Origin of the sequence: Comamonas suwonensis (assembly GCF_012844455.2) — a bacterium.
Lineage (GTDB): Bacteria > Pseudomonadota > Gammaproteobacteria > Burkholderiales > Burkholderiaceae_C > Comamonas > Comamonas suwonensis.
This window is the reverse complement of record NZ_JABBCQ020000033.1, coordinates 1-21,118: the sequence shown is the minus strand read 5'-3', so window position 1 is coordinate 21,118 and position 21,118 is coordinate 1. Positions and strand designations below refer to the sequence as shown.

General features: G+C 57.5%; 18 protein-coding genes and 1 pseudogene. 18 read left to right on the top strand and 1 reads right to left on the bottom strand.

Annotation, left to right across the window (positions count from 1 at the left end; genetic code table 11):
* Positions 1-48: 48 nt before the first annotated feature.
* The 18 genes and pseudogenes from HF327_RS21315 to HF327_RS21230 form a co-directional block, all read left to right on the top strand.
* A pseudogene (locus tag HF327_RS21315) lies at positions 49-954 on the top strand (IS5 family transposase); the annotation flags it as partial.
* 352 nt (positions 955-1,306) lie between these two features.
* Complete coding sequence (locus tag HF327_RS21310) at positions 1,307-2,143, top strand: type II secretion system protein (RefSeq protein WP_198462356.1); 837 nt, start codon at positions 1,307-1,309, stop codon at positions 2,141-2,143.
* A 22-nt stretch (positions 2,144-2,165) separates the two neighbouring features.
* Positions 2,166-3,005, top strand: a complete 840-nt coding sequence (locus HF327_RS21305; RefSeq protein WP_198462355.1) for a type II secretion system protein — start codon at positions 2,166-2,168, stop codon at positions 3,003-3,005.
* 79 nt (positions 3,006-3,084) lie between these two features.
* Positions 3,085-4,011: a type II secretion system protein gene (locus HF327_RS21300; RefSeq protein WP_198462354.1), complete on the top strand. Its 927-nt coding sequence runs from the start codon at positions 3,085-3,087 to the stop codon at positions 4,009-4,011.
* Positions 4,012-4,515, top strand: a complete 504-nt coding sequence (locus HF327_RS21295; RefSeq protein WP_198462353.1) for a hypothetical protein — start codon at positions 4,012-4,014, stop codon at positions 4,513-4,515.
* The gene (locus HF327_RS21290) at positions 4,512-5,816 is read left to right on the top strand and encodes a hypothetical protein (protein ID WP_198462352.1); all 1,305 of its coding nucleotides are present in this window, start codon (positions 4,512-4,514) and stop codon (positions 5,814-5,816) included. Before HF327_RS21295 ends, HF327_RS21290 begins: the two co-directional genes overlap by 4 nt.
* Entirely contained in the window at positions 5,813-6,379 is a 567-nt protein-coding gene (locus HF327_RS21285) for a hypothetical protein (RefSeq protein ID WP_198462351.1), read from the top strand. Before HF327_RS21290 ends, HF327_RS21285 begins: the two co-directional genes overlap by 4 nt.
* A gap of 110 nt (positions 6,380-6,489) precedes the next feature.
* Positions 6,490-8,337, top strand: a complete 1,848-nt coding sequence (gene mshL, locus HF327_RS21280; RefSeq protein ID WP_236024339.1) for a pilus (MSHA type) biogenesis protein MshL — start codon at positions 6,490-6,492, stop codon at positions 8,335-8,337.
* A complete protein-coding gene (locus tag HF327_RS21275; protein WP_198462350.1) occupies positions 8,334-9,287 on the top strand; it encodes a tetratricopeptide repeat protein in 954 nt (317 codons plus the stop codon). The genes mshL and HF327_RS21275 overlap by 4 nt, the downstream gene beginning before the upstream one ends.
* A complete protein-coding gene (locus HF327_RS21270) occupies positions 9,284-10,774 on the top strand; it encodes an ExeA family protein (RefSeq protein WP_198462349.1) in 1,491 nt (496 codons plus the stop codon). Before HF327_RS21275 ends, HF327_RS21270 begins: the two co-directional genes overlap by 4 nt.
* The gene (locus HF327_RS21265) at positions 10,758-12,500 is read left to right on the top strand and encodes a GspE/PulE family protein (RefSeq protein WP_198462348.1); all 1,743 of its coding nucleotides are present in this window, start codon (positions 10,758-10,760) and stop codon (positions 12,498-12,500) included. The genes HF327_RS21270 and HF327_RS21265 overlap by 17 nt, the downstream gene beginning before the upstream one ends.
* A 23-nt stretch (positions 12,501-12,523) precedes the next feature.
* Positions 12,524-13,795 (top strand): type II secretion system F family protein, encoded by a 1,272-nt coding sequence (locus HF327_RS21260; RefSeq protein WP_198462347.1) that lies wholly within the window; start codon positions 12,524-12,526, stop codon positions 13,793-13,795.
* Between the two features lie 115 nt (positions 13,796-13,910).
* Positions 13,911-14,513, top strand: coding sequence for a hypothetical protein (locus HF327_RS21255; RefSeq protein WP_198462346.1), 603 nt, complete (start codon positions 13,911-13,913; stop codon positions 14,511-14,513).
* A complete protein-coding gene (locus HF327_RS21250) occupies positions 14,510-15,304 on the top strand; it encodes a prepilin-type cleavage/methylation domain-containing protein (RefSeq protein ID WP_198462345.1) in 795 nt (264 codons plus the stop codon). Before HF327_RS21255 ends, HF327_RS21250 begins: the two co-directional genes overlap by 4 nt.
* Positions 15,304-17,523, top strand: coding sequence for a pilus assembly FimT family protein (locus HF327_RS21245; RefSeq protein WP_206764499.1), 2,220 nt, complete (start codon positions 15,304-15,306; stop codon positions 17,521-17,523). Before HF327_RS21250 ends, HF327_RS21245 begins: the two co-directional genes overlap by 1 nt.
* The gene (locus HF327_RS21240; protein ID WP_198462344.1) at positions 17,520-18,752 is read left to right on the top strand and encodes a type II secretion system protein; all 1,233 of its coding nucleotides are present in this window, start codon (positions 17,520-17,522) and stop codon (positions 18,750-18,752) included. Before HF327_RS21245 ends, HF327_RS21240 begins: the two co-directional genes overlap by 4 nt.
* A gap of 8 nt (positions 18,753-18,760) precedes the next feature.
* Positions 18,761-20,071 carry a type II secretion system protein gene (locus HF327_RS21235; protein ID WP_236024338.1) on the top strand — a complete coding sequence of 437 codons (1,311 nt, stop codon included), beginning with the start codon at positions 18,761-18,763 and terminating at the stop codon, positions 20,069-20,071.
* A 25-nt stretch (positions 20,072-20,096) separates the two neighbouring features.
* Positions 20,097-20,816, top strand: coding sequence for a prepilin-type N-terminal cleavage/methylation domain-containing protein (locus HF327_RS21230; RefSeq protein ID WP_198462342.1), 720 nt, complete (start codon positions 20,097-20,099; stop codon positions 20,814-20,816).
* 192 nt (positions 20,817-21,008) lie between these two features.
* Here the strand turns inward: HF327_RS21230 and HF327_RS21225 are convergent.
* On the bottom strand, positions 21,009-21,118 hold a 110-nt coding region (locus tag HF327_RS21225; protein WP_198462341.1), incomplete at its 5' end, for an IS3 family transposase.

Below are 21,118 nucleotides of genomic sequence, written 5' to 3'. Positions count from 1 at the left end.
CAGGACAGAACTTATTGTCTGAGGACAGAACTTTATTGTCAGTGACCAAAATACCGCACAACAAACTGGAAGGCGTACAACGCAGCATTGAAGGCGCGAGGGGATCTGAGCATCTGGCTGGATAGGGACATGCAGTGGCTAGCCCCGCCCATGGGCAAGCATGCTCGTTGTCAGAAGTTCTCAGATGCGGCCATCCAGTTTTGCCTGACCATCAAGTGCCTGTTTGGCCAGCCCTTGCGCCAGACGCTGGGCCTGGTGCAGTCGCTATTGCGTATGGCAGGCCTGACTTGGCCAGTGCCCGACTACAGCACGGTGTGTCGCAGGCAAAACAGCTTGAATGTGCAGGTGCACTACCGAGCAAGCGAGAAAGGCTTACACCTGCTGGCCGACTCCACGGGCATCAAGTTCTTGGGCGAAGGTGAGTGGAAAAGCAAAAAGCACGGCGCCGAGCGACGCCGCCAGTGGCGCAAGGTGCATCTGGGTATTGATGCCCAGACGCTGCAGATTCGGGCCATTGCAGTCACAACCAATGAAGTGGGCGACTCGCCCATGGCAGTTGGCCTGCTAGGTCAAATCCCAAGCAATGAAAAGAGAGCCAGCTTTACTGGTGATGGGGCGTATGACACGCAAGATGTACATAAGGCGTGCTACCTGCGGGGAGCCATTGCAATCATCCCGCCACGCAAAGGAGCGAAGCTGCGCAAAGGGGTTGCATTTGCTCACAGCAATGAAGCGGTCAAGGCGTGTAGGGGGTTAGGGCGGGCTATTTAGAAAAGATGGCGTGGCTACCACCGAAGGTCTCTGGTGGAGACCAAGATGAATTGCTTCAAGCGTTTGGGCGAGAAGGTGATGGCCAGGTCGTTTGAGCGCCAGGTGGCCGAGCTCAATATTCGAGTGTCAATCCTCAATCAATTTACCGCGTTGGGCACGCCCCAGACGGTCGTTGCTGCGTAAATCCATTTGGGATTGGGGATGCCTCGGCATATGGCCGATTTATGCAACAACGCCGCAGTGTGAGTCGCAGAACATCACGAGATTTGAATGGAGCCCTGCTGCGCGGTTTATTTCTTGGGGCGCACACCCAGGTGCACAACCCCGTCTGTAGATGTGCAGTCTGTTCCTCGTTTTACGCACCTTGATTACCACGGCAGATAGGTCTATCAAAAGAAAACCTATCAGCGCTTGCTTTTATGGGACGTCTCTGTAATGCAACAACGCAGGGGAAGGCCGAACTGTAATATTTAAATTCAATCGCAACTATATGATTCGCGAGCTCATTAAATTGTTACAAAAGTTTGAGAACATCATGCGGCCATCCTTTGCCATTTTACCTTCGCGACGTGCACATAGCTCAGCCGGTCAACGGACGGGGCAAGGGGGGTTCACTTTGGTGGAGCTGGCTGTCGTTCTGGCTGTTATTGGACTCATCATCGGTGCTGTGGCCATTGGTAAAGACGTTCAGCGCAACGCTGAATACGCCAAGATTAAGAACAAATTCCTTGACCAATGGGAGCAGGCCTACAACCAGTACTACCAGCGCACGGGTGTAGTGGTCGGCGATAGCCAGATCTCGCCGCGCATCATGGTAAATGGCGCAGCCTATGTGGCGGTTGGTGCCGATACTCCGGTGTCGGGGGGCGATATGACCGCAGTAACTGCACCTGCACCCGTCTGCGAGCGCGAGCCTGAAGCTGGAACCATGCGCGCCGGTGCCAATAAGAAAGAATTGCGCAACCTGATGACCCGGGTGGGCATTCGTATGCCGCCGGGTCGTGCGGAAGGGCAGGAAGACCTATACGTCTACACCGATACCAACGGATCACCACAAGAAGTTCAGGTGTGCTTCCAGTGGAACAACCCTTCCATGCCCGAAGGTGCTGGCAATGTGATGGTGATTGCCGGACTCACGCCTGATTTGGCCCGCATGCTGGACCAGGTGATCGACGGCAAGCCTGATGCCCAAGAAGGGCGTTTTCGTCTGCAGGGTGTGGCCAACGGCACGCCGAACGGGCCTGGCGTGGAATGGACCGGGAACAACAGCTATGGCCGAGGTGCGGCAAGTGCAACGGCGACAGGGGCTGGCAAGACGCGGGATGAAGAACAGGTGCTGACCCTGACCGCTATTTACAAGATGAACCAGTGAAGCCGCGCAAGGACCCTCGATCATGAAACATCTTTTTAAACATTCGCAGCGCCGTGCGCGCACGGCACGCCAGCAGGGTTTTACGCTGGTGGAACTAGCTGTCGTTCTGGCCGTTATCGGACTCATCATTGGTGCAGTGGCCATCGGCAAGGATGTGCAGCGCAACGCGGAGTACACCAAGATCAAGAACAAGTTCATCGACCAGTGGGAGCAGGCGTATATGCAGTACTACCAGCGAGTTGGCGGGGTACTGGGCGACAGTCAGACAGCACCACAAAATATGGTGAACGGCGAAGTTTGGCTTGCCACAGGCGCGGGTGCACGCCGGTCGGGCCGTGACATGACGACCGTGGCTTTGCCTAGCGCCATTTGCCGCGGTGCGGCCGGTCGGGGGATGAGCCGTCCTTTCACCAGTGGAACCGATCCAGATCTGCGTGCGCTGATGACGCGCGTGGGCATTCGCATGCCGCCAGGCCGGTCTGAAGGTCTGGAAGACCGCTATGTGTACCTTGACAGCAATGGCAATCCGCAAGAAGTGCAAGTGTGCTTCCAGTGGAACCGCCCTTTGGGTGACGGTGCGGCTGACGAGGCCGTCGGTGATGGTACGGGCAACGTGATGGTCATCACCGGCCTGACCCCGGATCTGGCACGTGCCCTTGATCAGATGATCGATGGCAAGCCCGATGAGCGGGAGGGACGCTTCCGCCGTGAGGGTGTGGTGAACAACGCCGGTGGTTTGGTGAACGCTCCGGGCCAGGAATGGCAGGCGAGCAACCACGACAAGATCGCGACGAAGAACAACGCTGGCCTAGACGAAGACCAGGTAGCCATCGTCACGGCTATCTATCGGATGACGCAGTAGGGCGCTTGCCACTGTTTGGTCACTGCTATTTCCTCTCATCTTCGCTTATCTATTAATTGACTCGTCGTCGGAGAATTCGATGAAAAAAATGCAACCATTTTGCAGGCTGGGCCGTAAGCGCCAGCAGGGTTTCACACTGATGGAGCTTACTGTTGTTTTGGCTGTAATTGGCCTGATCATTGGTGCCATCTCCATTGGCAAGGACGTGCAGCGCAACGCTGAGTACCAAAAGGCCATCAACAAGTTCGCCTACCAGTGGAAGATGGCCTATGACCAGTACTACCAGCGCACCGGCAGTGTACTGGGTGACTGCCAACAGGCGCCTACCTATATGGTCAATGGCGCGGAAACGCAAATCCTGTCCGGCTCCAATGCTTGCACGCGAGCAGGCTCCATGGCTGTAGCGGGTATCCCTGAGAACTTTGAAAACCGCGGCCTCAAGATTTGTAGCGGTCAGGGCTATGGCGCCAACACGGTGGGCCTGGGCGATGCGGGCTTGGCCACGCAGAACCTACGCACCAGCATGACGCGTACCGGTGTGCGCCTGCCGCCCGGTCGCGGAGAAGGTCATGAGGACCGATTTCTATATATGGACTCGAACGGCAACGCCACGGAGTTGCAAGTATGCTTTCAGTGGAACACGTCTGGCACTTCCAGTGGCGCTGGCAACGTGATGGTGATTCGTGGTCTGACGCCCGATCTGGCGCGCTACATGGATCAGGTCATTGATGGCAAGCCTGACTCGCGTGAAGGCCGTTTCCGCATCCAAGGCCGTCCGTCGCATGGCGGCGCTGGCGAAGCCAATGCACCCGGTACTCAATGGGAAGCTAATAACACCGAAGGCGTGAACATCTCCAACACGGGCGCCAACAGTGCCATGACGGGTAGCGATGCCCGCAATGCCGTGGTCAACAACAGCGGCACCGCTGGCGGTACAACCTCAGGGCGCACTCTGGATGAAGACCGCGTCATTCTGTTGACGGCTCATTGGATCATGGAGCAGTAATTGAACGGTACCCGTACGCTCAAGCTCGTAGTCCTGGCCGTGGCCACCGTTTTGCTGGCTGGTGGGGCCTGGCAAGCTCAAAGTGGGCTCAAGCGCCTATCGTCCGAGCGTCAGCAGTCCGCCGTGTTGCGGCAGAGTCTGGACGATGCTCGCAACCTGATGCCCGAGGTTCAGACGCGCGAGCGCTTGGTGCACTCGCTCAATGAGGTGGCACGCGAGGTCAACCGTCTGGGCTTTGACCCTGCTCGTTGGGGTGAGCGCAAACTGCGTCGCCCGTTGGGGGCCGCAAGCCGGGTGGATGCCTCGGAATTTTTGGGTGAGCTGGGGCGCGGTGGCCCGGACTCCATTTTCGTTGCCGACCTGTTCGATATTGCCACTGCATCGCCCGAAACGGGACTGTTTCAGCAGCCCCAGCCGGGCGACATGGGTCTGACGCTGGGCGTCAGCGGCACGCTGTACTTTCAGACGGTGTCTGTGGCCCAACCGCCCAGGATGTTTCCATGAGCGCTTTTGCTGAACATGTTTTTCGCATCGCCAGTTCTGGCTGGATGCATTGTCACGACCAGGAGGCGCATGAGTCGCCTTCTTGGCCCCGACTGACCGAGACCGCCTTGGTGGTACTGGATCTGGACGACGTTTTTACCGATGTCTGGCGCTTTGAAGGCAAATCCGAATACGCCACGGCGTTGATTGAAAAGCGTGTGCGCACGCAAGGCTTGGTCGAAGGTGCGGCGCACATCGTCATGCACCGCCTGCTCAAAGTGCCCGGAGGTTTCCAAGCGTATTTCTCGGCGGTGTCGTTGGACCTGTGGCAGCAATGCGCGCAGTGGGCGAAAGACCAGCCAGATCATTGCCTGGTGATGGCGTCGGGCGGCCTGCTGTGCCATGGCGTGAATCTGGGCCAGGCGCGTGTGCTGTTGTCGCAGCGCCGTCTGATGTGTTTTGCCCAGACCGAAGAAGGCATGGTGTTTAGTTCGACCCAGGCTTTGGGCTCGGGGGCTGCGGCCATGGGCAATGCAGCCCAGGTCGTGACGGCTAATCAAAGTGCTGTACTGGGTCGTCTGGGTGCCGACGCGGTCGAATTTGGTGCTCTATGGAGCTCGAAACAAGTCGATCAGGAGATATGTCTAGCTGCGCTGCAAAGCGTGCTGGGCGGTGAGCCGAGCGTGATGCCCACCACCCAGCTGACGTTGGGCTCGGAGTCCGTGCAATCGGTCATGCCGACGCTGGCCCGCGATGCTGCCAGCAGGCATGCGCTCAATCCGTTGTCCGAGCGCGTGGCATGGCGTGCCGAGCGCTGGGTCATGGCAATGACCGCCTTGACGGCGGTGGTCGGTATTGCACTGGGGGCGCTCGGTATATTTGCCAGTCAACAGGCGGACGCTCAGCACGAAGAGGGGCAGAACCAACGTGCGCAACTGGCGGTCATGCAAGAGCGCATCCAGGCGGTGTCGAACGTCGAAGCGCCAGCGAAGCTGCTGCCGGTGACGGAATTTGCCCGCACCTTGGATGAAGGCTTGCGTTATGACCCGATCGCCTTCCTAGGGCAAATCAAGGGGACTTCGGGGCGCGACATCCGCATTCAGCGCGTGCGTATGGAGACCAGCTCGACCAACCGAACACGTTCCTTCCGTGTAGACGGTGTGGTTGCACCCGGTGCGTCGGCATCGATCAACCGCTGGGTGACCCAGATGTCTGCATCAGGCTGGACCTTGAAAGCCCTCGATCCAACGGATGTGATGCCGGGGGCGTTTTCTTATGAACTGGTTGCCAAGGCTGCCGCATCCGGAAATGTAAAACCATGAAATATGCGGCATTGCTGTTGAATGTTGTGGCTGTAGCGCTGCTGGGCTGGGCTATGTATGGCGTGGTTCAATTGGCGCAGGGGCGCACACCCAATGTGCGCTTACCAGTCATGGAATTGGCTCCACTGCCCGTGGCTTTGCGTGCGGACCAAGCGCGGGTGGCGGACGCTTTTGGCGCTATGGAGCGCATCCAGGGTCAGGCATCACGCCGTAGCGTTGATCCACAAAACCTGATCGTTCTGCCTGCGCCAGGCCGCGAAATCGTGGGCAGCGTGCAGATGCCGCGTCGTTCTCTGTCGCTGCACATGAATGATTTGGGTACCGACAAGCAGACGGTGGTGGTTGATGACCGGTTGGCACATCAAGGTGCGCGTTTGCAGGACGGTGGCCGGATCACCAGGGTGGAGCCCAACCAGGTAGTGGTCACCGAGCGTCTGGGTCATCAGACCCTGACTTTGCCTGATGCCGGTTTGCGCGTGGGCACCTTGCGTTGGCCCGATGGCTCCTTGGCCAGCATCAACACCCAGCAGTTCCGTGCAGGCGTCCCTGGCAATGCCCAATAGTCCCTACCGGAAGTACGCCGTGAGCGTGGGTTGGCTCGTGCCATCTGCCATTCGGGATGCGATGGTCTTTGCGCTGCGATGCGTACATACGAATTTTTTCCCAATAAGTCATGAATTACCTTAGCCGTACCACGGGCAGCGATATGAATCTTCCACCATTTTTCAAGCCCATGACGCTGGTCTGCGCTGCCTTGGTACTTGGCGGCTGTTCCAGTCCCACACCTCGCAGCGCCACTAGCCTGCCTGCCGTCGATACAGTGGCTTCCGACCAGATGCGTGAAAACGCTGTAAAGGAATCCCAGCGACTGCTGGCTCACCAGCAACTGCTACTGGCTGAAATGAACAAAGCTGCGGCGGCACCGGTGATTGCACCTGTGACTCCGGTGTTTGATCCACTGGAAGGTAAGCTGATCGACGTAGCTATGTCCAAGGCAAGCATCAGCCAAATCTTAGGTGCTTTTGCCGATTCAGGAAAACTGAACCTGATCGTAGACCCGAACGTACTCAAAGGTGGTCAGTTAGCCGATATGCACTTGCGCAATGTCACGCTGCGTGAAGGCTTCAACGAAGTACTGCGCACCTATGACGTATCAGGGGAGTTTCGTGGCAATACCTTGCGAGTGAACTTAACCGAAGAAAAATTCTTCGCACTGAATTTCTTGAACACTAAGACAAGCTTACAGATGGGCTCGGGCGGCAACGTGTTTGGCGGCGGCACCTCGGGTGGGGGCTCGAACAGCGGCGGCTCGAGCAGCGGTGGTTCCAACAGCGGTGGCAGCAACACGGGGGCGCAGCAAGGTAATCTGACTCTGACCGGCTCGGGCGGCAGCAGTACCGACCCCTACCAGGACGTTGAAGGTGCACTCAAGGCAATTTTGGGCGACAACGCCCACATCCGTGCAGCGCAGCAAGCCCAGTCCCAGCAACAGATAACAGGACAAATGATGGCCCCGGGCGTATCGTCCACATGGTCGGGTGCCGGTCAGGGAGTCAATGCGATGCAGCAGGGGCTATTGGCGGGGTCGACCATGGGTGAAGACAGTGGATTCACACTGAATCGCATGACGGGCACGCTGTATGTGAAGGCCCGTCCTTCTAAGATGCGTGCTGTTGAAAAAATGCTGGCCCAGGTGCACAAGGTACTGGGCAAGCAGGTGTATGTTGAGGCGCAGTTGATCGATGTGCAATTGGCCGATAACTTTGAGTTTGGCGTGGACTGGAACTCCTTGCGCAGTCGACTGGCCGCAGGCTTTGGTTCATCGCCCATGCAATTGGGAGGCAGCACGGCCACTTTACCAAACGCCGGTACGGGCTACCTGGATCGTGCGATCTCGATTCCAGCGAAACTCATTGGCAGCCTGACCGGTCCTGCTTTGGGCGTCTCCTATCAGGGCAGCAACTACGGCATTGTCATTAACGCGCTGCGCTCTTTCGGCAATCTCAAGGTCTTGTCAAACCCCAATGTGCAAGTGCGCAACGGAACCCCTGCCTTGCTATCTGTGGGTACCAGCTCACGCTATGTGTCGCAGTCCGCATCCACGCAAACAGCACCCGGCGGCGGCGCCAGCACCACGTCGTCGAACGTACAGACGGACACAGTGTTCTCAGGCGTGATGGTGGGGGTGTTACCCATGGTTCGAGAGGATGGCCGCATCGAGCTACTGCTAAACCCCATGCAAAGTGAGGTGGACCCAGCCAGCTTGCAACTAGTGGCAGTTGGTGGCAACAACCTAGTTTCCTTACCCAAGGTGAGCTACAAGGGCTTAACTACTACGCTGAACGTGGGTGACGGCGATGTCGTGGTGGTTGGTGGCTTGATTGATCAGCGGACCTCCAACAACGACCGCGGTGCACCAGGCGTATCGGATGTACCTGTTCTCGGAAAGTTGTTCGGAAGCGAAAACAAGGTGCATGGCAGCCGTGAGCTGGTGATTGTCTTGAGGGCACGCGTGTTATGAGCCTGATTCATGATGCATTGAAGTCCATGGATGCGACGGCACAGCAAGCTTCCGCTCCGGCTGTTGCAGCTCAGGTCCCAGCGCCTACAGGTAACTCCTCAGCTGCGCGTGGCGGTCAACCTGCCTGGGTAGGTGGTGCCCTGACATTTGCCGTGGTGGTAGGGGTGGGCTGCGCTGGCTTGACCTACTGGCAAAGCCAGAAGTCACCCAAGGGCGCCACGCTGTCTCCGGCTGCTATCGCTGTGGTGCAGCCTGAAGTTGAGCAGGCTTCCGCGCCGGCACTACCTGCTGAACTTGCTCAATCCCTCAATGTTGAAGTGGCAGATGTTTCTGCAAACGCTCGCATGGCTCAAGTGGCCACAACCACCGAGTCTGTGTCTGTATCGCATGCGTTAGCAGTGACGGTGCCTGCACCCGCACAGGGCATGAAAGTGATGGAGCAATCAACATTAACTGTGCCTGTCACGAGGCGCGTTGTTCAGACGGCTCGGCCTGTTGTGGTAACGCCTCCTTGGTCCGAGCGCCAGGTTGCTGACCCCGTACGGGCTACGGATGTGTCTGCCACGGCACCCGCTACGGACGAATCCCCGATTGAATTGCGCTTTGCGCGCTTTGTGATCGCCATGAAGGGCGGTCACAAAGCGGACGCTCAGCACGAGCTCAACGCGCTGAAGACTCGTTTGCCAGCAGGTTCTTTGGGGTTGATGCGTGCCCAAGCGTGGTTTGATTTGCGTGCAGGCAACGATGATGCGGCTGCTGAGCAGTACCACGCGATTTTGGAGCGCATGGAGGGTGACGAAGAGGCCGCCATCAATTTGGCCAGTATCTTGGTGCGTCAAGGCAAGCCTGAGGACGCCCGAGCAACGTTAGCTTCCGCTGTGCGCCTGCAGCCCGATTCAGACAACCTGCGCTCGGCTTTAGCTCAGTTCACTCCTAACGCACGGCAATGAGCATTAGCCCCGTTTACGCAAGCCTGGGCTTGTCGCGCAATCCCTTTCCTCCCACACCGGATGCAGGGTCGTACTTTTTTACGCCTCGTCTGGAAGAGGATTTTGCCGAGGTGGCGCATTGTATTGAGGCACGCAAGGGTTTTGTGCTACTCACTGGTGAAGTGGGATTGGGCAAGAGCACTATGGTGCGGAGATTGCTGGACACGCTGAAAGACAAGAAATGCCGTTCTTCCCTTGTGCTGAACACTTTTTTGCAAGACAGTGCTTTGCTGTCCGCCATCCAGTCCGACTTTGGCTTGCCGGGGAGTGAATCGGTGGAGCAAGGCCTGGCTCGGCTAACGGAGTTTTTGATCGCCCGCCACCAAGGAGGTGAAACAAGCTTGTTGGTCATTGATGATGCTCAGAATCTGAGCGTGACATCCTTGGAACTGGTTCGCTTGCTTTGCAATCTGGAAACGGATCAAGAAAAGCTGCTGCAGATACTACTGGTAGGTCAGCCTGAGCTGGAGCAAACCTTGGCTGCACCGGAACTGCGCCAGCTCAAGAGCCGCATTGTCAAACATGCGCGTTTGAGCTGTCTGCGCAAGGAGGAGTTAGCACGGTATTTTGATTTCCGCGCCAATGCGGCTGGTGCAGAAGGGCGTCTCTCCATTGAGCGCGAGGCTGTGGATGTGGCATTCCGCGCAACTCAAGGAAATTTGAGACAAATTCACCTAATTTTTGATCGTTGCCTTTATGGGCTAGCCAGTGCGCGTGGCTCGGTGATAACCGAGAATCTGGTACAGCGTGCTGTCTCGGATCTTCCTGTTTTAGAAAACGAAGCTAGCCATGCAGTGGTCGTGACGCGACCACGCAGCCGCTGGGCCTGGATTGCTGCGGGTTTACTGGCCGGCATGACCGCTACCGTGGCTGTTGCCAGTTGGGGCTTGTCCAATCGACAAGAAATTTCAGCTTCAGGCGACCAAGAGCCGGATGTAAGCATGTCAGCACCTGTGGCACAAGCCTCTGCACCGACTGAGTCGCTAATAACGACCGTCAATGCCAAGGCACAGCACGCTATCGCGGCTCCAATGCTCAAAACTGCATCACGCCAGAAGTGTGAAGAACAGCTCAAGAAGCAGAGCGTACCTGCGAGGGGCGAGACTTTAAAAATGCAGCGTTTGCCACAAGAAAGCTCCCCGCAGGGTAGTTTGAAGGCCATGTCCAAGGTCTGCTTGTTCACTGAAAACAATGAATCGTGGGTGGCTTGGTGGGGTCCCAGTAATGCGCATCACATCATTGCCGGGCAAATAGCCACGCGCAATCTACAGCTCAAGCTCAAAGGCATGGGTTTTCTGGACGTCCGTGAACTCGATGACGGCCTGTTTGGTCCAAAAACTGCTGAAGCGCTTGCACGATTTCAGCAACAACAGGGTTTTTCTGCCACGGGAAAACCAGATGATTTAATTTTTTTCCTCTTGGAGCATCCGCATGTATCCGCTCGATAAATCCGTGCTTGATTCCGAGCGTCCGTTGGTGCTGCAGGACACGGAGGTAATCGAGCATGTGGCAGCCCTGCAAGTCAAAGTGCCGACCTTAGGTGCCACCCTAGTCAAAGCTGGCATTGTTTCGCAAGTCACTATTGACTACGTATTACAAAAGGAGAAGGTTGAGAAGGTGCCAATGGGCACACTCTTGGTCGAGTTGGGCTTTGCTAGTGCGAAGGACGTAGCCCAGCATTTGGCTAATCAGCGCGGCTTGAAGTTCGTGAGCTCATCAGCAATGCCGGAGCCCGATCCTGTGGTGGCTGCGGTGTTCAACCGGGCTTTATGCTTGACGTACGGATTTTTGCCCGTACGTGAATTCAATGGTCAGCTGGAAGTGATTTTGGGCGATGCCCAACCCGATGCCGTGCGTGAGTTGGTGCAGCGTCGCCTGGGCAAGGGCTGTTATTTTCTGCAGGGCGAATTTGATAGTGTGGCGCAGACTATTCAGCAGCATTACTACTTCGCCGAGAACCCGCCGAACCGCCTGATCGAGAGAGAAGTGCGCAAGCTGGAGGCCGATGTGGACCGTGCCTACAGCCCGGCCCGCCTGTTGGAGCACATGCTGCATCTGGCTGTGCGTGAGCGCGCTACCGATATTCACCTGGCCCCCACCGCGCGCAGTCGCTCGGTGCTGATGCGGGTGGACGGAGTTTTACACCCCATGTTTGCGCTGTCACCGGCACTCGATCGCCTGGTGATGTTCGTCAAGTTACAGGCCGAGATGGATGCCAGTGAGCAGCGTCTGCCGCAGGACGGCAGTTTCACGGCCATGGTCATGGAGCACAACTACACCATCCGTGTGTCCACCTTGATCTCTGAATTTGGCGAGCGCATGGTCCTGCGCCTGCTGCCAGAGCGCAGCAGCCTTGACAAGCTGGCAGATCTTGGTTTTTTGGAAGAAGACGTGGCTGTGATGGCTAAGGCCTTTTCCCGTCCCCATGGTCTGATCCTCATTACCGGGCCTACGGGTTCGGGTAAAAGCACGACCTTGCACGCGGCTCTGCGCATGCAGCCGCTGATAGAGCGCAATGTGCTCACTGTGGAAGACCCGGTGGAATACCGTGTGCCAGTGGCATGTCAGACGGAAGTCAATCGCCGTGCAGGCTATGAATTTGCCAATGCTATGCGGCATTTTTTGCGACACGACCCGGACATTATTCTGGTGGGTGAAATCCGTGATGCTGAAACGGCTCGCGCCGCGTTGGATGCCTCGTCCACTGGTCATTTGGTGTTGTCAACCTTGCACGTTGGCAGCATCTTTGGTGTGATGCCAAGGCTTAAGTTGCTGGGCTCCGATGCCGAAACCATTGCGGAGAATTTGGTAGCTGTGGTGAATCAGCGCCTCGTGCGCCGCATCTGCCCGCATTGCTCCAAGCCACGCCCGGCCACGGACGAAGAGCGTCGTTGGTTGGGTCGCACCGACCCCGATGCGTCGGTGCAGGTGTTCCAGGGCGTTGGTTGCCATCATTGCCGAGATACCGGCTATATGGGTCGGCTGCCTGTCTACGAAATGCTGATTGTGAACCGGGATCTGGCAGATGCCATTGCGTCCGATGCCACGCGGGCCGAGATTCGCCAGCGTGCTTTGGGGGCGGGCATGCGACCCATTCTGACCTTGGCGCGCAACCGTGTGCTGGCGGGCGAAACCACGATGGAAGAAATCGTGCGCACGGTGGGCGAGGACTGAGCCTTTTGGGCGGACACGACTTCATGGCCACACTCAATACCTATTACTACCGCGTTTTGCTGCCCCAAGGCAGAGTCCGATCGGGCGTGCTGCGCATGGCGGTCAAACGCGAGCTGTCGGCGCGCATGCGCATCGAGTCAGATACGGATGGCACGGTTCTGAGCTTGTGGCGCTTTCCTGCCTGGCTTGCCTCAGTTTCTGGTTTGTTCTTGCACTTGTTTCGCCGCCAGGTGCGGGGTGAAGACCTGGCGGGCTTCCTGCGTGACATGGGCCTGATGATGCAGGCGGGCGTGCCCTCGCTCGATGCGCTGTCGACTCTGGTTGATGAAAGTGACAGCGGGGACAACCGCGCTATGGCCTATGTTGGGCGCAACATGCTGGACGATCTGAATACTGGTATTGGTATGACGGAGGCCTTCAACCGCCACCCGGACGTTTTTCCGGAGACGGTGCGCAACCTGGTGGCCATTGGCGACCAGACCGGAACACTGGACCGCATGCTGAGCGAGGCGGCAGAGCATGTGGAGCGCATGATCAACATCAAGCGCGACATCAAGACGGCGCTGATCTATCCAGCCTTTGTGTTCGTCAGCATCATTGGTGTGGCCATTTTCTGGATCTATTACGTGGTGCCCAGCATGGCGCGCCTGTTCAAGCAGCTGCAAGCCAAGCTGCCACCGATCACGGAAGGACTGGTGTCTTTCGCCGACATGCTCTCCAAGCATTTGCCTTGGGTGTTGCTGGTGACTGCCCTGGTGGTGACCGGAGGAGCCTTGTTGTTCAAGCGTTCGGAGCGTATTCAGCTGGCGGTGTACAGCCTGCTGCACCGCTTGCCCATCTCGCGTACTTTGGTTGTGTCTTCGGGCATGGCCTACATGACGGAGCATTTGTCTATTCTGGTGCGCGCGGGTGTGGACCAGGTGTCGAGCCTGCGCATTCTGGGTCGTGCAACCAAGAATCGGTACTACCGTACCCGCTTGATTCAGGTGGCGGAGTCTGTCTCGCGCGGCGAGTCCGTGTCGGCGGCCATGCGCCGCGTAGGCGGCTTTCCACCCATGGCCGTACGCATGATTTCGGTGGGGGAAGAATCAGGGAGCCTGGACCAGCAGCTGTCCCACCTGGCCATTGACTACCGCAAGCGTCTGGAAGTGATCGTCAGATCGCTGGCCGAAATCCTCAAGCCGTTGATCATTCTGGTCGCAGGTGGCTTGTTTCTTTTCCTCATCGTGGCCTTGCTGTTGCCCGTGTACGACCTTGTGCGCCAGTCTGTGAACCAGACCATGGGAGGCGCTTGATGACTAGCCAATGGCCATGGATGAGCGAGATACATCGTCAATTGCCGTGTGCATTTGACTTTCAACAAGAGTGCCGTCTGGTTGAGCAGCGATTGATATTTTGGGTGGGAACGTAATGCAAAAAAGCATTTTCATTGGTGCTTCTGCTGGCGTACTGGTACTGGTTTTTGCCGGGGGATGGTTACTGGGTGGTGCCAACAATGCATCAACGCCAGCGGTGACTCCTGCCGCAGCCATTGCCATAAAAAAGCCTGTGCCAATGGTGGAAATGCCCGGCTCAACACAACCAGGCGCTGTCGCATCCACACAAGACCTGGCGAGTGGTTCTGCTGTGTCGGCCGGGACAGGGATGAGTACCAAGGAGCGTCGAGCGAAACTGGCCGAGGTGCGCAAGCGCTTGGCCGCATTGAGCGCGCAAGGCGCTAATGCGTCACCGGCCGAAGTCAGCGCTGTTATTACCGAACTGGAAATGCTCACGGCCGGTGATCTGGATTCACGGTATTTTCAGTCCCTTCGTATCCTGATGGAGAACACTGGAAAAATTCAGGCCCTCAATCGTGAAGCGCAAGTCATTTTATCGAGCACAGACCCAAAGGATCTGGCCCGTCAACAGTTTATTCGTGAGGAGTTGACTCGACTTTCGGCGGTGATCAGCGCGGAGGCAGCCAAGATGCAAAGCTATGCGCGACGTTCCACTGCTTCAGGGGCAAAGCCGTGAAACTCGCTGTAAGGCGGTCGCCAGCACGCCAGGCTGTACAGGGTGGCTTCTCGATGGTGGAGGTCGCGGTCAGTCTGGTCATCGCGGGATTGATGTCCTGGGCGGCCTTCAGTGGGTACGAGACAGTCACTGCGCAGCAGGAAATAGAACGCGGTCATGCGGAGGCCCAGCAGTTGCAGTCTCTGTTGCGCGCGTTTGCATTGCGACAGGGGCGTTTGCCATGTCCGGACGCAAGTGTCACCGGCGCTGGGTATGAAAGTTTGGTGGCTGGCGAGTGTGCGCCTGACGTCCAAGTAGGTTGGTTTCCGTACGTGAGCGTCGGGCTCGATATTCCCGTTGACAAATTTCGCGCTCACTATTCGGTGTTTCGTGCCAGCAATCCAGTAGCCGCCGAAGATGCAGATCTTGCTGTTGTCATGGAGCGCACGAGTGACACAGCTGATGCGGACTCGACCACGTTTCGTGACGCCACAGATTTGATCAAGGCGCTCAATAACGCGTCTGTTTTGCCTGTCTCCTCTTCTAGGACCTTTCTTACCGGAGATGCAGGGAGCGCAGGGCCGATTGACTGCGGCGCAAATTTACTGATGGCGGCTGCTTACTGGATAGTTATACCGCTGCAAGACAAGGACAACGACGGGAGTCGATTTGATGCACCGCACAGATCAGTGGCTCCACTTGGCCTGTGTGCTTCCAGTCCATCGGTACCTGTTCGGTTTGAGTCTGACGATGTTGTTGTCGCCGAATCTCCGGCCCAGCTTGCCGGTTGGTTGCGAAGAAGCCTACCGTGATGGCGTTCCTGATGCACTCCATATCCACCAATTTTTCCAATGCCAGCAAGCCATGCCGATCGCGCGCACGCTCGAGCGGATTCGGTTTGCTTCAAGTTCTGCTCCTGATCTCGGTGATGGCTGGCCTTGCAGCCATGACTTATTTGCAGTGGCGTGAACGTTCTGCCGTAGAGTCCTCCAAGCAGGAACGCCAAGCTTTGGCCAGTGCTAACAGGGCCCTTGAAGCCTTTGTGACAGTGATGAACAGATTGCCTTGTCCGGACATCAATCGTGATGGCGAGGAGGATTGCGTTAGTGGCGGGCAAAAAGGGTGGTTGCCGACAGTCACGTTGGGCCTGGCGGGTGCCGACGCCGGAGTGAGTGTGGGTCAGCTACGGTATTTGGTGCAGCGAGGTGCCGGTGCTAACGACCTCACATTGCTGACGGATTCATGGCGGCCCCTTGCGTACGATGAAGACGGCGCGACGTATACGGCCATGCGTGATACCGCTCCCAGTGGAACCTATACCTCCGACGTTCTGACATTGACGGATTTTTGCCAACGGCTGGAGGTTGGAAGGACTACGTCGTACGCGGTAGGCATGGCAGGGGTGAATACTTCACCGGTGCGATCCACGGGCTACGCCTTGGTGCATCCGGGACTGGGTGATGCGAATGGCAATGCGGGCCTCTTTGACGGTGCCAATTCGCCAGCCGACAGCCTGGTCGAGGACCCGCTGCGCAGGCCATTGCTGGCCCAGTACGACGACATTGTGCTGGAGCGATCGCATGCCAGTTTGCTTGCCTCCCTGCATTGTTATCCGTTGATCGACTCCATCAATTCGATTGCGTTGGGGGTTGATGTCATTGAGCAGGTACATGGCATGCGAGAGGAGAATATCCAAGACGCGACGCAGGCCATTGTTTTCGCAGCATTGGGCGCGGCAATGACAGCGGTGGAAACCACGGCCACAGTCCTTGAGGGCATCTCGGATTTTGGCAATGCAGCCGCTGACTTTGCCTTGTGCGCGGCCTCCTTGGGCTTTGCGGTCAACGCCTGTGCGGCCGGTGGCATACACGTAGCGGCCGGATCGATGGCAGGCCCGGGCATTGCTTTGAATGCTGCCTCATTGGCGGCCAATATTGCGGCCGCTGCGATGGCAGGTCAGGCGATGGCACTGGCCGATGGTAGTTATGACCTGAGCAAAGTTTGTCCCGCCGTGGATCTGTCGGTTGCGCTCGCTGCGGCCGAAAAGGAAGTCAATGACGCGCGCGCCGCGAGGGAGGCCGTAGAGGCAGCCGTCACGCGCAAGGCGAATGAGCTCGCTGCTGCTCGAATCGCCAGGGACGCAGCCATCGTTGCACTGCGTGGGTATGTGCGTGCAGGCGCTGTTTCTACTGACATCGATTTGCGCGTAGATCGCTTGATGGCCGCAGCGGGCGGCTGGGGCACTTCTTCGTACGAGCGCGACAAGGTGGACCAGCAAGTTCAGCTGTACCAGGACAGCGTAGACAACTGGAATAAACAGGTGAACGAATACCAGTCTATGAAAGACAACAGAGTTGCACTATTGGCGCAAGTCGATAGCGACATCGCTGCTTTGGATGCTCAGATCGCGGCAGCGACGACAGCTGCCGCCAAAGCCCCGCTGCAAAAGGCGCGGGGCGAGAAGGCCTCCCAGCGTGTGCTGCTCAACGATGCAACAGTCCTGCAAGCAGAACTGGACAAGGCGATCGTGGAGCGCAGCAAGGCACAGGCCAATCTGGATGCCTCCCTGGCGAGCAGCATCACTGCGAACAACAACTTTGGTTCGGCACGAGCAACGTATCAGTCTACCCACGGCCTTTTGTATAACGCTGGAAGCTACGGTCGATACGATGGAGCGGGTGCGGCCCTATTACCTGGTTGCATTGGCAACTGCATATCACCTTTCGTAGATACCACAGGCAACGTGCGTGCTTCTATCGTGGATTTGTTTGGTGCGTCTTCTCTCGATCCTAGTCTGGACGCAAAATATCTTTTGCCCGTCAAGTTGGAAAAACAACTGACGGCGTTGCAGGCAGAACTCGACGCTGCAAAGACCCGAGAGACGGGTGTCACCAACTTGTACCAGGAGCTTGTGGCCCAGACTTCCTCTCCCCCTCATTGTGTTATTTCCAGCGGATCAGTGACGCCTATGCCGATTGCCAGGGCCCTGGAGATCCTGCTGCGTTCCGATCAGAAGGGCGGTATGCGATGAGACGCTTTTTTTCTCGTCGGCAGCGCGGCCTGTCCTTGGTCGAGCTGGCCGTGGCGATGGTGATCGTCGGTATTTTGGGGCTGATCGTGTGGCGCTGGGTCATGGCTACGCGCGAGCCATTGCAGCGGCCGGCCATGCTGGCGCAACTGTCAGAAGCACAGGCTGCCGTGGAAGGTTTTGTTCTGGCGAACAGCCATTTGCCGTGTCCTGCATCGGACGCGGGCGGTGTTGCGGCATGCGGTGACGCAAACGCCGTTTTTCTTCCGTGGCGTACTTTGGGTATGGGCAGTGAGTTCAACAACCTCCACTATGGGGTGAGCCGTGGTGGCTCCTTGGACTTGGCTGCCGGTATCACGGTTGCAGCTCCCTCGGTTTCTCCAGATCTGTACCTCGACCTCCCTGGTTTAGCTGTTCCAGAGCACACCGAAGATTCAGGGGCGGCGACAGATGCAGCTACAGACGCTGCAAATGCTGCGGTCGCATCGATCGCAGCAGCCAAAGGGCGCCGTACTGTCGTGAATGGACTGGATTGGTGCCATGTCTTGCGTCGGTATGCGGCCAATTCGGCTGCGCCCGGAGTGCTTGCCGCGGGAAGTGCAGCGGACTCTGTGCCTGTGGCCTATATCTTGGTGCACCCTGGCGCAAACAATCAATTTGATGGGAACAATGCCGTGGGCGCAAGCTCCGTGTGGAAGTTCGACTTCCCTGGCCGTCCCCAGAGCAGTGATTTTGATGATCTGAGTTTGGCGATAGGGCCTGCGGACCTGAGTGCGCGCATTGGTTGCGTGGCACGCCTCAGTGCCATGCAGGCTGCTGCTCAGGGCGCATACGCCGCTTACGACACGGCGCGGGTCATGCAAGAGTATTGGTCACTGCGGATTTCCGATGTCTCTGCCAAAGAGTCGGATTTGGAGGGTGCTAATACGGGTGTTGTGCTGGCTGCCATGGGCATTGCACTGGGAACGTCAGGTACCGTGATTTCCATTGCTTCTGCAGCGAACACCGAGGGTGTGACAGCCTTCAATATTGCGATAGCCGCCGTCAACCTGTCGATGGCGATTGCAGAAAATGTACTGGCGAACGAGGATCTTCAGGAGGCCAAGGATGAACTGGTGGCAACCAAAGAAAAAAGGCTCGCAGCCGACGCTTACGCGGTGCACATCTACAACTCGTTCACCCAGGCGATGAATGCGGCCATCCAGTTAGATCAGAAAGGGCTCAATCCATGAACCGCCGGATGAAGGGATTTACCCTGGTGGAGTTGTCTGTGGTTCTGTTGGCTTTGGGCATCATCTTGCCTGCCGCGGTGATGCTGTGGCAGTTTGCCGAACGGCAGCGTGTCACGGCGGTGCAGATGACTTCACAGCAGCAGGCTCGTGACGCTTTGGTGGGTTTTTTGCATGCCAATTACCGTTTGCCTTGTCCTGCTGCGGATGCCAATGGCGTGGAGATCTGTACCGACGGCGCAGGTCTGCGCCAGGTGGGTTTTCTCCCGTGGCGCACATTGGGCTTGCCGGACATGGCGGCCAAGGTATTGCGCTATGGCGTTTACCGTCAGCCCGATGCGTCCGCACCACTGGATAAGGATCTTGCCGTCGTGCGTGATCGTATGAATCCAGTGCGGGTGGCGACTCCCAAGCCGAAGCCGATGAATGGCGATGGCCCCAATCCCCATATCGCACCGGTTCCGCAGTCTGCTGCCATCTTGTTGGGCACGACCCAACCCGCAACGCAGTCGGTTGCGCCTGATGCGCCCATTTTCAATGCATCTTGCGATGCCGCGAACAGCCCACCGTGTCCGTTTACGGGGCCAGCCACCACACTGGTCGATATATGTCTTGCCCTGAATGTGGGAAGCGTGGTCGCTGGTGCGCCTGCGGGATTCTTGGCCACGGACCATAACGGAGTGCGCAGGACCATGGCCTTTGTATTGGCTGCGCCAGGCATGCTGGATGCCGATGGCGATGGGCAGGCTTTTGACGGTGCAAATGCGACGGCTACGAGTGCGTCGCCAACGTTTGCTTCGGTCGGCACACAGGCCTCGAGTACGTACGACGACAGCGTGATGGCCGCGAGCCATACAGAGCTGTTTACCGAACTGCATTGCGCCCCGGCCCTGGCTTCCATCGCCCATGCACATTTCAATACCGCCACGAGCGCCTTGGTCATGGAGCGTGCTTTGTACGATTACCGGGACCAGTTGTTCATTGCTGTCAAGCTGGCAGAGGCCGATGTGGCTGCTGCCACCGCCGGTATGGCAGGCGCAGCAGCGGCTGTGGCGGATGGGCCCAAGGAAATAGTTTCGGCCTCGGCAGACACCGTGTTCACTTTTGGTGGGCGAAGTTTCCAGATCGGATTGGCGGCGGCCGGCGTGGTCGTTGCCGTGATTGCTGCAGGGGCGGCAGCCTACGCCTTGGCGGATGCAATCATGTCGCTTGATGAAGCCAAGACGGTGCACAGTGATTTTGCTGACCGTACTACGGCCATGACGGATTTGGCGATTTCTATCAATAACAACACGTTAACGGCCGACGCCCTTGGACACTAATTCTTTGCCCACCGGGCCCTATGCCATGACACCACTTCATACCTTCTCTCATCGCCCCGATGGACATCGGCAGCGCGGTTTTTCTCTGATTGAGTTGAGCGTTGTTTTGATCGTTATCGGCTTGATCGTTGGTGCCGTGGCGGTGGGGCGCGATCTGCAGCGTTCTGCGGCCAACCAGCGCCTGTCCACCGATTTCATTCAGGGCTGGCAGCTGGCCTATGAAGCGTATTTCAACGGGGTGGGTCGGCCGCCGGGCGATAACGCCACTTCGCCCACGGGCCGTATCAACGCCAGCGGCACCGAGCTGTGCGATACGGCCATGATCAACACCTTTCTGGCTGCCGGCATCCGCTTGCCCACGGGGCGCACCGAAGGCCAGCAAAACCGCTACGTCTATTTGGACAGCAACGGCAATCCGCAGGAAGTGCGTGTGTGCTTTCAGAGCGTGGACTGGTCTGAGCCGTCCAGCTCGGTGGGCCAGTATGTCTCACGTCAGCGCAATGTGATGGTGCTCCGGGGCGTGACGTTCTCGCTGGCCGGCGCGTTGGACCAGCAGATCGACGGCCGCAGCGATGCGCGCTTTGGCAGCTTTCGGGAGGAAAAATTGGCGAATGTGCTGACAGCCAACCACCCTGGCGAGAAATGGCCCATTAGCGACAGCATGGCTTTTGGCGACATCGACGAAACAAGGCTGGACGAGTCCCAGGTGGCAGTGGCCAAGGCCTTTTTCAAGATGATGCGTTGAGTGATGTTGTCCCTGTTTTGGGCGTTGTTGCATTACAGAGACTTCCCATAAAAGCAAGCGCTGATGAGTTTTCTTTTGATAGATCTGTCTGCCATGGTGATCAAGGTGTGTAAAACGAGGAACAGACTGCACACTGTTGATTTCCACGCAAGACTGACCCGCTGGAGGTGTGGATAAAAACTTGAACTGGTTTTATGCGGCTAGGCTAAGTTTGTGCCGGTATTTCACAGGACTTAAACGTCCCAGAGATACCTTGATACGTTTTTCGTTGTACCAACGAATGTAAGTATCGACAGCTTCAA

Bases quoted from the DNA above. Each gene is read 5' to 3' on its own strand.
- HF327_RS21310 (WP_198462356.1), top strand. From the start codon at position 1,307: ATGCGGCCATCCTTTGCCATTTTACCTTCGCGACGTGCACATAGCTCA.
- HF327_RS21305 (WP_198462355.1), top strand. From the start codon at position 2,166: ATGAAACATCTTTTTAAACATTCGCAGCGCCGTGCGCGCACGGCACGC.
- HF327_RS21300 (WP_198462354.1), top strand. From the start codon at position 3,085: ATGAAAAAAATGCAACCATTTTGCAGGCTGGGCCGTAAGCGCCAGCAG.
- HF327_RS21290 (WP_198462352.1), top strand. From the start codon at position 4,512: ATGAGCGCTTTTGCTGAACATGTTTTTCGCATCGCCAGTTCTGGCTGG.
- HF327_RS21285 (WP_198462351.1), top strand. From the start codon at position 5,813: ATGAAATATGCGGCATTGCTGTTGAATGTTGTGGCTGTAGCGCTGCTG.
- mshL (WP_236024339.1), top strand. From the start codon at position 6,490: ATGAATTACCTTAGCCGTACCACGGGCAGCGATATGAATCTTCCACCA.
- HF327_RS21275 (WP_198462350.1), top strand. From the start codon at position 8,334: ATGAGCCTGATTCATGATGCATTGAAGTCCATGGATGCGACGGCACAG.
- HF327_RS21270 (WP_198462349.1), top strand. From the start codon at position 9,284: ATGAGCATTAGCCCCGTTTACGCAAGCCTGGGCTTGTCGCGCAATCCC.
- HF327_RS21265 (WP_198462348.1), top strand. From the start codon at position 10,758: ATGTATCCGCTCGATAAATCCGTGCTTGATTCCGAGCGTCCGTTGGTG.
- HF327_RS21260 (WP_198462347.1), top strand. From the start codon at position 12,524: ATGGCCACACTCAATACCTATTACTACCGCGTTTTGCTGCCCCAAGGC.
- HF327_RS21255 (WP_198462346.1), top strand. From the start codon at position 13,911: ATGCAAAAAAGCATTTTCATTGGTGCTTCTGCTGGCGTACTGGTACTG.
- HF327_RS21245 (WP_206764499.1), top strand. From the start codon at position 15,304: ATGGCGTTCCTGATGCACTCCATATCCACCAATTTTTCCAATGCCAGC.
- HF327_RS21240 (WP_198462344.1), top strand. From the start codon at position 17,520: ATGAGACGCTTTTTTTCTCGTCGGCAGCGCGGCCTGTCCTTGGTCGAG.
- HF327_RS21235 (WP_236024338.1), top strand. From the start codon at position 18,761: ATGAAGGGATTTACCCTGGTGGAGTTGTCTGTGGTTCTGTTGGCTTTG.
- HF327_RS21230 (WP_198462342.1), top strand. From the start codon at position 20,097: ATGACACCACTTCATACCTTCTCTCATCGCCCCGATGGACATCGGCAG.